Source organism: Paenibacillus sp. P4_A7 (assembly GCF_056402455.1).
The window spans coordinates 1-11,473 of the sequence record NZ_JBFUHJ010000156.1; the positions used below are offsets into that span (position 1 = coordinate 1).

An 11,473-nucleotide genomic window follows, 5' to 3' on the forward strand; every position below is an offset into this window, starting at 1 on the left:
CGTCTGATTTAACAAAAACTAAAATAAGAAAGGACACCAATATAAGCATAGCGGAGTACATGTAAACAACATATTGTAAGGCTTCCTTCTTTTGAACAAATTCTGCACTATCTCCTAAAATGCTTGTAAAAATAAATAATGCTATACTAGCCAAAATAGCTTCTACTAATCCACGACCACCATCTAAAGCGCCAAAAAACCTTCCTTCTTCTTCCCTTTTAGCTATTAATTTCACAAGTTTTAAATGAGCTGCCCAAAAGGTGAATACTGAGAAAAATCCCCAAATAGCAAATATCACCAATACCATTGAATAGCTAGGAACTTGAGCAAACCATATTCCGGTAAGTCCACAAATCAAAAGTGAAACGAATAAAAGTTTTTTTGCTGAAAATTTATCAGCCAGCCAACCACTTGGGAAATATCCGATTAGATAAGCTATACCCAACACGGAAAATATACCATTTAGTTGTTCAAGAGTTATTCCGTAGACTTGCAAAATAGTTTCTTGATAATTTGTTTTTAAGTAGATAAGAGGAAATATCGATCCAGCCGCTAAAACAATAAGGGAAAACTGAAAATATCTTTTAAAATTTCCCACTTCGATACATCCTTTCTTAGCTGAAAATTGGATAAGTTAGCTTTAAAATCTCATCTGAGTGTTTTCTCACATTTTTCACAACAGTCTCGTTGATATTATTATAGAGTTCGTGACTTTTTTKGTTTGGTACAAACGTTTGTTGCGTTTTAACCATTTTACTTGTTGCCTCATAAAAGTCTTTGTAAATGGATAAATATTGGCACACACAAATAGCAGCTCCTAAACAGGCACTACTGCTGCCTGCACGTCTATGCACTGGTAATCCAAAAAGATCAGCAATAATTTGCATAATCAAATCACTCTTAGAGCCACCACCTATAACTACTAAATCATTTAACTTAACATCTATTTCCTCTAACATATCATCAATATTGTTTTTAATATTAAATGCAATCGCTTCCAATATAGAGCGATATATGTGATATTTCGTATGGCGCTGATCAAAACCTATCATGATACCTTTTCTATATGGCATTGAGGGTGTAGATAGCCAGTCTAGAATGGTAATCAGACCATCACTGCCCACGGGAACATCCTGTGCTTTTATATTCAGATATTCCTCTTCCGATACACCTAGTTTTCCAGCTTCAGTAACAAGTTCCTCACCAATTAGTTTTTTAAACCAACTCACAGTCCACATACCGCGTCTTATTCCAGTTGATTCATAAACGTATTTAAATGGAATACATGCGAGTGTAGGGAAAAAATTGTTGGAATTTTCGGAATATTCATCCCTCAACAACATAGATGAAATAAATGTTCCAAGAGATATCATAATGGTCCCATCGTCTTTAATTCCGGAGCCCAGAACCTCTACAGCTTTATCATTAGCTGTTGCTACTACTGGTATATCTTTATTAAAACCAAACTCATGAACCAGTTCTTGTCGTAGCGTTCCCAACTTTTCGCCCGGTTTTACGAGATCAAATAACATTTCTCTTTTCAATCCATTTGCCTTCATTACTTCATCGTCACTGGACCAATCTAATATTTCGTGGTCTAACGGCCAGTTAACTTCATAGTTTGAAGCAGTGTCCTTAAATTCCCCTGTCAATCTAAAGCCTAGATAACCAGAGGTTGTCGTTACATACTTTACTTGATCATCCGTATGTTCATAAGGTTTGGCAAGTCTGGAATCCATCCAGCTTATCACAGGATAAGCTAGATGGCCCTCTTCATTTAACAAAACGCGACAACATCTTATTGTACATAAACCAATTCCGATAATATCTTTAGGATTTCCAGTATAATTAGCTAGACAATTTTTCATTCCACCATACACACTGTCCCACAAATCATCATCAGGATGTATGACTACACCTGGTTTAGGCGATAAAGTTTCYTTTAATTTATAAGAACCAAAAGCAACTTCATTTCCTTCCAAATCAAAAATGGCTACTTTTGTGCTTTGCGAACCATTATCGATCCCCATTACATATTTGCTCACACAATCACCTCATGTAACCTATTTTAAATATTTCTTGCCTTCTTCTTGATGAAAAATTGTACCAAAATTCATGATGCCATTAGGGTCAAAAACTTCTTTTAATTTTTCTAACATATAGTAAGCAGAACCGTGCTCTACTTCTGTCCACTCGTTACGATATTTTCCAATACCATGGTGATGACACATTGAACCACCTAGTTTTAATGTCTCTTCGATAATAATGGTATGGATTGGATGATGATAAATTTTCATTTCATCTTCCGGCGCACAATTAATATTATAGTTGTACACAAAGTACATATTCGTTCCATTAAGATAACTATGGGATGAGTGTCCACCAAGCATTGTTACATCTTCAATGCGATCAAACTCTTCCCTTACTCTTTTCATTACATTGTGATAAATCTTAACAATGTTTTCCCAGTCAGCTGATACTTCAGTTGTAAATCCATCATGCTTATCATGATCAATCATTTTTTTGAATTCATTATTAATGTGTTCTTCCGTCCAATTCAAATTATTAAACCAATTTTCTATTAACTTGTCTTCTACTTTTTCAATTATTCCTTCTTGGAATTTAGAAACGACTTCTTCAATCGCTTCAGTAGTTGCCTTGACAATACTTTCTGGTCCTTCTGACATAAATATCAAAACACATTTGTCTTTATAGAAGTGAGAAAAATGTTGTCTTGCATCTTCTTCAGAATATACACGTGCAACGGATGGTCTAAAGCCGTTTGTAATAACTTCTCTTAATACTTTTATACCTGTATCAACGTCTTTTATTAAATAACCATGGAAAACATTGTTTTCTGGGTGAAATTTAAAAATTTTAACGGTAACTTCTGTTATATAGCATAAGGTTCCTTCATTACCAATTACAATATGCCTAATATCAGGTCCGCCAGCTCTTCTTGGAACATTTTTTATTCTAGAAATCTGTCCGTTAGGAAATACACATTCCAATCCTACAACCATATCCTCAATAGCGCCGTATAAAGTTGAAAATTGTCCAATACTTCTTGTTGCCAGTAATCCACCATATTGAGCAACCGGTTTTGACTGTGGAGAGTGACCTGTAGTGTAGCCTATTTTACGTAATTCATCTTCTAGCGTTTGTAGCTTCACACCAGCTTGTACTGTGGCTTGCATATTATATGGATCCATTTTAATAATTTTGTTCATTCTTGATCCATCAATGACTAAAGCGCTTTCTTTCCAGTTCTCAAGTCCACCTTCAGTAGCTGTTTTCCCACTTCTAGGAATAACATTGATATTATTCTTATTACAGAACATTAGAAGTGACTTCACTTCTTCTGCCGAATGTGGGTATACAATTGCCATGGGAATAGGAACAGTAAGCACCTTTTTAGCTTTTGCATATTTTTGATAACGATCTGCCGACGCATCATAAAGTGCTTCATGATCGGTATTGATCTGTTCTAATGAAATAATAGACTTTAATTCTTCTAATAACTGTTCTTTTTTCATAGTAACCATTTCCCCTTTTTGTTTAAAGTTTACTTTCCTTTATCTCACTAAGTATCCACCATCAACATTTACTAAAGTACCGTTTACATAATTTGAAGCTTCTGAAGCTAAAAATACTACTGTACCCATTAAATCTATAATATATCCCCATCTATTTGCTGGAATATGGTCTAAAATACGTTGGTTAGCTTCAGGGTTAGCTCTTGACTCTGCAGTAACTGCAGTAGCAAAATATCCAGGCGCAATACCGTTTACTTGTATATTAAATTGAGCTAGTTCATCACAATACGCTTTTGTAAAACCAGCTAATCCGTGTTTACTTGCAGCGTATGCTGGTGACCATTGACCACCAAGGTATGAAAACAATGAACAAGTATTAATGATTTTTCCACTATTTTGAGGAATCATGTACTTAGCTACCTCATGTGATAATTCAAAACCAGCTGTTAAATTAATAGAGATCATTTTATCCCAATGAACTCTTGTAAACTTAGTTACATCTGGTTCATTAATACAAATACCTGCGTTATTCATGAGAATATCTATTTTCCCATAAGTTTTGATACATTCTTCAGCAATTTCTTTACAAGCCCCATCTTTAGTAACGTCTATAATTTTAAGATGGTATTTAACTCCTTCTGCTTCAATGATTCTTTTAGTCTCGTCATTGTCATCAGCGATGCTAACTGCAAAAATGTCCGCTCCTGCTTTTGCAAGTGCAAGCGCAAATCCTTGACCCAATCCAGAATTTCCTCCAGTGATAATTGCAGTTTTTCCTTTTAAGCTAAAGAAATCCATTGAAAAATGTTTAATATCCATTTTTTCAGTATTCATGTTTACACCTACCTTCTAAAGATTCTTTTGAACAATTCAAATTTACTACGAAAAAAATGAAAACGCAACCTTTTTCAAGAAATTTTTCTGTTAATCAATCATCTTTATTGTATTCGTGGAAAATTTTCTACTTTTACATATCCCTAAAACACTAAAAATACACTTTATGCTTTCATTGACTATTCCCCTCTGGTAAGATAAATATCGTATAAAACTTTATTGTTATACTTTAGTATGGTCCGAAAAAGCAAAACTAACGGAGTATCTAAAATAGATTGAACTAATTCCAAATGAATAGAAAAGAGGAAATATGATAAATATCAATTTAAATAATTTAAATCAGTTAGAGTTTTCTATCCATGACAAACTATCTAAAATTATTGAAAAAAACTCTAATATAAAAATATTAGAGGCAGCTGATTATTGTGATGTGTCTTCTTCGAAGATATCAAAATTTGTAAGAAAACTAGGGTTTGATAATTTTAAACAATATAAGCAATTTTTTGGCGGTCAACAAATAAGCACTAAAAATAACAAATATTCAAGTGAGCTTGAACGACTAAAAAATTATATAGAAAACTTTGACTCCGTTTTGATTGATAATTTTTTAACTATTTTTAACAAATACAACAAAATTGTTTTATTCGGATTAGGTCCATCATTTATTTGTGTGGAATACTTTGCTTATAAACTCACCCTTGTATCAGGAAAAAATGTCTTTTCTACCCAAAGCGAAACCTATGCTCAACATTTAGTTGATGAAGAAACTCTTTTTATTGTTTTTTCAGTGACTGGTAAATATACATCCTTTGAAAATATTTTTAATGTAGTAAAGTCGCGCGGAACTGAGATATTACTTATTATGGAGGAGTATGACAATTCATTAGCTTTAGAAATTGATAATATATTTTACTTAACAAAAGCTACTCAAAATGAGAATCTGTTACCTTTTGAAAAAACTCGAACCGTATTCTTTATCTTTATAGAAGAAGTTTTTACAAGATTAATGTTAGAACGAGATACAAATAACTAGAATTATTACTGTTGATTCGATTCATTTTGAACTGAAGCCTCTTAATTCCAAGAAGTAATTTACTTCAAACCTTTGAAATAAATCAATTCACAGCTCAAACAGCCGCCGTTGCAATCCGGCAGCTGTTTGAGTTAACCTAACGTTACCCGTCCCTCAGTATTAAGGGATTATCTCACATATGCTCACTCACTGTGTGGTGTCATATTTATTGAGAATAATCGCCTTAAAAACCTTGATATATCAAGGGCCACTTTCATGGACTTTCACCGGCTAGAAGATGCGTGCTTCTGGGCACGCTTAGTTGAGAAAACGGCAGCCACTTCACCGGCTGCCGTCTCTTCGTGCTTTTTGAGCTATCTTTACCCATTAGCGTAACAAGTGCCCGAATGGAATGGAGGCGAGCCTTTCGGCGCTAATCGYCCCATTCTTTCGCATAAGCCGCGCATTCCTTGCTGACGGCGTCGTCGGTATTCAGCCGCCGGATCATCCGCATATACGAATCTGTCTCATACTCGTAGTCGGAAACCGCGAACAAGACGWTGATGTCGCGACCGGCCGCACGGGCAAAGAAGCCCGAGAACACCAGCTCTTCCAGTGCCTCGATGCACGTTTCGTACAACTCCTTACGAAACGCCGTAAAGCGGCCGTCTCCATGGCTTGCTGAGGGCTCCTCCATCAGGACGAAACTTCGCAGCTTCTCGCAAATCGCGCCGAATGCCGCCTCCGCCCCTTGACCTTCGAACTTCCATTCCGCAGGCTCGTATTTGAAATACAGCGCATGTTCCGCATCGCCCGTGACCATGCCGTCGAGATGCGCTTCCGTATTGACGGCAGGGCATAGCGTCATGGCGCCTTCGTCGCTGTACAACGCAAAGGCGATCACCCGATCTTCCCGGCACGTCTCATGCATCTCGGCAAAGGCCTGCATAGCCGCCGTTTTAATCTCTTGTTTCAGAAAGGGGAAATCGAACTCCATCGGGGCAACTCCTTCCACAATGTCGAGAATCGTTCGCGGGTCCGGCCATGGATCGGCGGACCACCGCAATATATCGTTTATAGCTTAGCGTCACTAGCTCAGTGCCATTAACCTCAACCCAACTGAAAAGGAAAGGGTCGAAGTTTCTATATATTATATCGATGGTTCCGTTGGCACTATCCGTAACAATTCCTTTTGTGTAATCGTATCTGATAATACCATCTTCATGATTATAGTGTTGAATTTCAAGTTTGAACTTCCCCGATGGCGGATGAATAATTTCAGTCTCTCCGGAGTTGTAATACTTATCTTGAAAATAATGCATCATCTCATCTCTTTCATTGATAAACCGAGAATCTTCAACAATATTTCTCACATTTAGTATTACAAATAGTACTATTTATTGGTCCGGTTATTGCGTTAACCTGCCAGTTATTTTAATGTCGTTGATGCCCTCATTTTACCATACGATCCTTTCCAGCTGGTTAAATAATCGGGCCGGCACGGTTGATCAAGGCTAACGATACATATTCTTGTCCATTTCGGATATGGATATAGGTTCTTGTCCTACAACAATAAATACTGCTACCACTACGATATTTCCGGGATTTCTAATTCCAATAATTGATGTATAAAAAGCAAAAAAATCCACAAAATAACTTCACATCCAGTTAAGGAGTGAACATACATGAGCAGAAAAAGTTTAGTCGTTCCTCAAGCACAAGCAGCACTTGACCAAATGAAATATGAGGTAGCACAACAGTTTGGAATTCAATGGTCTCCAGATGGTTACAATGGGAATATGACTACTCGTGATGCAGGTACTATTGGTGGAAACATCACAAGAGCGTTAATTCAAATTGCAGAACAATCTCTTGGATCAGGGACAAGAAGATTCTAATTTAAAATTAAAAAATAGCCCTCCTCAATCTCATAAAGAGACTAGGAGGGTTATTTGAAGTTCATTTGCTGTTCATCTTGTTTAATGAGCTATAGTTCCTCGTTAGCGTAGTGGTAGTACTCAAATGTGCTTTACAGCGAGAGGGCTCGCAATAAAATCTACTTGAAGATCGGGGAATGCTTCACGCACCATTTCCACGACTGTTAGCATCCCTGCCTCCTCGCTGTTCTTATGACCTGTAATAATCAGCGCCTTTGAAAGTCCCATATCCGTTGCATCTCTCACATATTCGTTCGTCTCCCATTCATTCGTCTCGCCAACGATTAAGAGATCGATATTTGTGCTCTCAAAGTATTTGATTTGCGAACGGCCGCCTGACGCACCAGGCATCAGTCCGAATCGCCTAACTGGCATTTCCGGGTCTCCGGCCACCAATATGCTATCGATTTCGAGTTTATTCTTCAAATGGGTGACTATGGTACGGACGGTATGCTGCTCATCATTGGGGAACGTAAGTAGGCTCATCTTCTCAGGACGGGCATAAGCTTCCCACTCCAACTTCTTTAGCATGCCTACTAGAATACCGTCTGGCTTGTATTTGTGGACATAATCGTGTAATCGGAAGATCGAAATCCCTGATTCCTCAATGAGCTTTCGTTTCCTCTCATATACCTGGTCCCCTTCCAACCATTCAACTTCATCCATATGGTTGTAGTATGTCGGCTCGTGTGTGATGATCAGATCGACACCTGATTCAACCGCTTGCTTTATTACAGCATAAGTGGCCATGAACACAACGGCCACTTTTCGTACCTCAGCATTCAAGCGTCCGCTCTTCAGAGTATCGACGGTCGATTCCAGATGGCCAACCGGTTCGATGAGGCGATTCAGTACCATTTGCACAGTAATGATCATGTATGAGACCTCCTTATTAATGGATTATATTGTTTTAAACCTGCGAATTCATAAGCTTGAAAGAGATTTGTGAATCTTTTCGAGTGAGCTCAATGAGGATACCGATGATTCCTTAGGTGATTTGTTTATACCTTTTTCATTGACCGTGTGCGTCTCAACTACCCCCATATATCTATTTACCGAACATTCAATACCCAATTCTTCATATAGTTCTCTTCTTAAGGCATTCTGAGCACCTTCACCTGGTTCAATGCCCCCACCGAGTGAAAAAGAATGAGCCCTCTTAAGGGAGCAATTAATATTTTATTTTTATCAACAATCACCGCCCGCACAATGTGTCGAAATTCAACAGCCATATATGAATTGCCACTTCCATAAAAAATTCGATATCGGAGTAGTGGGAACCTTCTAATGTTGATGTACTTTTCAAAAAATTGTTTCYTTCAAAGGACATTAAAGAGGAGCTATCCTTGCGGTAGTTCCACATTATCGTTTACCGTTAGCTTAACAAWTGRATATGTAAAAGCTGAAACTTCAAGGATTTTCTATTTCAACTGACGCTTAAGAATATATGTACYTTGGCTTTCYTTGACTACCAGTTCCCATCCTTGATCTCCAAGAATATTWAAAACTCTTATGAGGGAGATATCATTGTATTTTGGAAGGTGCTCCTTTTCATCCAAWATGTATCTAACACCGTATATATCATCCTGCTTTCTCAAGACAGTATATTCAAACTTCATGACAATCACCTCTTRTTCTTTTTCTTGTATATACTACCATAAGTTGGTTACGTTGTAAGTTCAAATTACCCTGCCCGCTAGTTGAGAAAAGTCTGCCGTGCGGCAGCCTTAATGTAATGGAACTATCGTTCCCCGTTAGCTGAATAGTAATTTCCAATTGGATTTTGGATTCATTAATCATAACCACCTTCTGCTTCAGGTAATTCTTTATAAGTATGCTTACCCGCTACTATATCTTGGATGAAGGTTCTTAATTCTAGGCTCTTTTTGTATAGATTGTTGCGATAAAAATCAGACCTCGGATAAATCCAGGTCTTATTTATTTATGACCGCTTTCTTCGTAAGGCGATACGAATCGTCATCACGACTTTCAAGCCCAAACGATAGATGCACAAGATAGAATCCGAAAATCAGCTTCATAAGTGTAAATATTCACTAATAGCCTATTTTTTGCGTACATTCGCATTTAGAATATTTCTGCATTTTCTAATTTTTTGTTTGATTTGCTGATTTTCAAAAAAATAAATCTCTGTACCTGACCAAATAAAAACCCAACACACAATGCTTAAAACTCCTGCAATATAGGCATGAGTAGTTGAAAACTTCAAGAATATCATCCCAACAATAATACCAAGCACAAATAAAAAAATAGACTTTTTGACATTTCTAGCATATGTATATTCCTCTTCGTTCAAGATGTTAGAAAAAGTGTTAAATGTGGCAGCCTGCAATGATTTTTCGTCAAAATCATTCTGACCTAAAAAAAATATATCTACTTCTTTTCTCCTACTACTGTGTTGCTTAGACAAAATAAAATCTTCAAGATCAGAGCTTAGGTGAACATCATCTAAGCTATAGTATCTTGAAAACGGAGTATCCGTTTCATCTAAATAGATATTTATACTTAATTCATCTCTCATATTAACCATCCTTTAACTCCAATGTACTAGTTGAAAGTCAACCTTTTATCAGTATGGTCAAGATAGCAACAATTCTTACGAAAACAGCGTAAATCTAATAGCTGCTGTGCATCACTCATTACGTTACAACTCTCCCCAAATGGAAGATATTTGTTGCACATAACTGCCAGTTAGCTTCGCGATTGCAATACCAGTTAATGTTTGTTCTAAGATGTCATTAATGAATCTAGGCGTTCCGTAAACGCTGGATAGCTTATGATTGAATTAATTTATATTCAAAACGCGAACTTCATGGTATATTATTGCTCTAAATGAATAATTAGTTTGATTAAGGAGGAGATTATGAAGTCGTATCGATTAAGAATACCGAACTTGCTCATTGTAAGCTTTTTGCTCATGCTTTTCGTTCCCCAGTTTGCCTACGCGGAAGAGGGCGGAGGCACCCAAGAAGCTGCTGATTCATCATCTATTATCGGAAACGTAAGTCCGGCAGACGGCGCAATGATTACCGAGAACTTTACGATCATCAGCTTTGGACTCGGGATTCCAATAGCAGAAACAGGTTCGATCATTATAATGGTCGATGACCAACAACTTATAGAGCCGAATTATRTGCATGGTTTGGTATTTACGTACTGCTCGAATTTACAAAACGGTACGCATTCCTTAAACATTCGTGTCTTAGACCATGATGAGAAATTATTACAGGAATACAATGGAAGCTTCAATGTCCGGCTCTCAGTATGGGAAAACAGCGTCTTGGAAGCATCGAATATCGAAGCGAATTCACTCCATTTATCCTGGACGCCTGCCAAAGAGAGCATGGGTTACAGAATATATGGAAATAGCATACTCCTAKGGGCAGTGAACGGAAATATCACCACATTTGATGCAACTAATCTGTGGCCAAATACCACATACAACTTAAAGGTGGAGACGGAGCGCTCCGATGGCAGTTGGACGACGGACGGCCCAGCCCTTACGGTGACAACCTACCCTCAAGATCGTTTAGAACCGCTTATTGAATCGGTGTCTCCCGCTGACGGTAATAGCTTAGCGACGGCTTGGTCGGAGATCACTGCCAAAGTATACGATCTGGACTCCGGTATAAATCTTAGCATGTGCATGGTCGGAGTCGACAATAGGATGGTGCCGTTCAGTTATGACGAAGCATCTGAGACGTTGACTGCAATTACTCCCAGATTGCCAAGTGGCACTCACTCCCTTCTAATCTTTGCCACGGATAACGATGGTAATCAAACGCGGCACAACAGCAGCTTTACCGTAACATACAAGGAAGGGGCACCGTTCCTAGAATGGAGTAACATGCTTCGCGCCGCTCTTGAGGCAGGTGATCCTGCAGATTTAGAGAATGTACGTAAGCTAAGTTCTGAATTTGCAGAACTGAACGAGATAAGCGACCTGTCCTTGATTGATCCGATCTGGAACAAAATCAAACTCAAGCTCCCTGCATCTGTTGACCAGGCTCAATTGAAAAAGAAGCTTTTCCATATCATTTTGTCGATAGGTTCACTTCCATACGATCAACTGGAATCTGGGTTAGAAGACATCTTGGCTGATCCCGAKTTTCTGCTGACACTAAGCACCATAGCTG

Annotated in this window: 11 protein-coding genes; 3 read left to right on the plus strand and 8 right to left on the minus strand. The window is 37.9% G+C overall.

Annotation, left to right across the window (positions count from 1 at the left end; translation table 11 throughout):
* From AC1DWN_RS18215 to AC1DWN_RS18230, 4 genes are all read right to left on the minus strand, one after another.
* Positions 1–598 (minus strand): MFS transporter (locus AC1DWN_RS18215; protein WP_477560326.1); only part of this gene is annotated, 598 nt, incomplete at its 3' end.
* A 16-nt stretch (positions 599–614) separates the two neighbouring features.
* The gene (locus tag AC1DWN_RS18220) at positions 615–2,045 is read right to left on the minus strand and encodes an FGGY-family carbohydrate kinase (RefSeq protein WP_477560327.1); all 1,431 of its coding nucleotides are present in this window, start codon (positions 2,043–2,045) and stop codon (positions 615–617) included.
* 18 nt (positions 2,046–2,063) lie between these two features.
* On the minus strand, positions 2,064–3,536 hold the full coding sequence (locus AC1DWN_RS18225; protein WP_477560328.1) for an FAD-binding oxidoreductase: 1,473 nt from the start codon (positions 3,534–3,536) through the stop codon (positions 2,064–2,066).
* A gap of 39 nt (positions 3,537–3,575) precedes the next feature.
* Positions 3,576–4,355, minus strand: coding sequence for an SDR family NAD(P)-dependent oxidoreductase (locus tag AC1DWN_RS18230; RefSeq protein WP_477560334.1), 780 nt, complete (start codon positions 4,353–4,355; stop codon positions 3,576–3,578).
* A gap of 325 nt (positions 4,356–4,680) precedes the next feature.
* Here AC1DWN_RS18230 and AC1DWN_RS18235 point away from each other — a divergent pair, with 325 nt between their 5' ends.
* On the plus strand, positions 4,681–5,403 hold the full coding sequence (locus tag AC1DWN_RS18235; RefSeq protein WP_477560329.1) for a MurR/RpiR family transcriptional regulator: 723 nt from the start codon (positions 4,681–4,683) through the stop codon (positions 5,401–5,403).
* A 412-nt stretch (positions 5,404–5,815) separates the two neighbouring features.
* Here AC1DWN_RS18235 and AC1DWN_RS18240 read toward each other — a convergent pair whose 3' ends face one another.
* Positions 5,816–6,379 carry a DUF4303 domain-containing protein gene (locus tag AC1DWN_RS18240; RefSeq protein WP_477560330.1) on the minus strand — a complete coding sequence of 188 codons (564 nt, stop codon included), beginning with the start codon at positions 6,377–6,379 and terminating at the stop codon, positions 5,816–5,818.
* A gap of 688 nt (positions 6,380–7,067) precedes the next feature.
* Between AC1DWN_RS18240 and AC1DWN_RS18245 the strand changes: the two genes are divergently transcribed.
* Positions 7,068–7,280, plus strand: coding sequence for a small, acid-soluble spore protein, alpha/beta type (locus AC1DWN_RS18245; RefSeq protein WP_475812162.1), 213 nt, complete (start codon positions 7,068–7,070; stop codon positions 7,278–7,280).
* A gap of 120 nt (positions 7,281–7,400) precedes the next feature.
* On the opposite strand, the gene AC1DWN_RS18250 is transcribed toward AC1DWN_RS18245, so the two are convergent.
* The 3 genes from AC1DWN_RS18250 to AC1DWN_RS18260 form a co-directional block, all read right to left on the minus strand.
* Positions 7,401–8,195: a Nif3-like dinuclear metal center hexameric protein gene (locus AC1DWN_RS18250; RefSeq protein ID WP_477560331.1), complete on the minus strand. Its 795-nt coding sequence runs from the start codon at positions 8,193–8,195 to the stop codon at positions 7,401–7,403.
* A 48-nt stretch (positions 8,196–8,243) separates the two neighbouring features.
* Positions 8,244–8,495, minus strand: a complete 252-nt coding sequence (locus tag AC1DWN_RS18255) for an NUDIX domain-containing protein (protein ID WP_477560335.1) — start codon at positions 8,493–8,495, stop codon at positions 8,244–8,246.
* Between the two features lie 886 nt (positions 8,496–9,381).
* Positions 9,382–9,858: a hypothetical protein gene (locus AC1DWN_RS18260; RefSeq protein WP_477560332.1), complete on the minus strand. Its 477-nt coding sequence runs from the start codon at positions 9,856–9,858 to the stop codon at positions 9,382–9,384.
* A gap of 342 nt (positions 9,859–10,200) precedes the next feature.
* On the opposite strand from AC1DWN_RS18260, the gene AC1DWN_RS18265 reads away from it, so the two are divergent.
* Positions 10,201–11,473 (plus strand): fibronectin type III domain-containing protein (locus AC1DWN_RS18265; protein WP_477560333.1); only part of this gene is annotated, 1,273 nt, incomplete at its 3' end.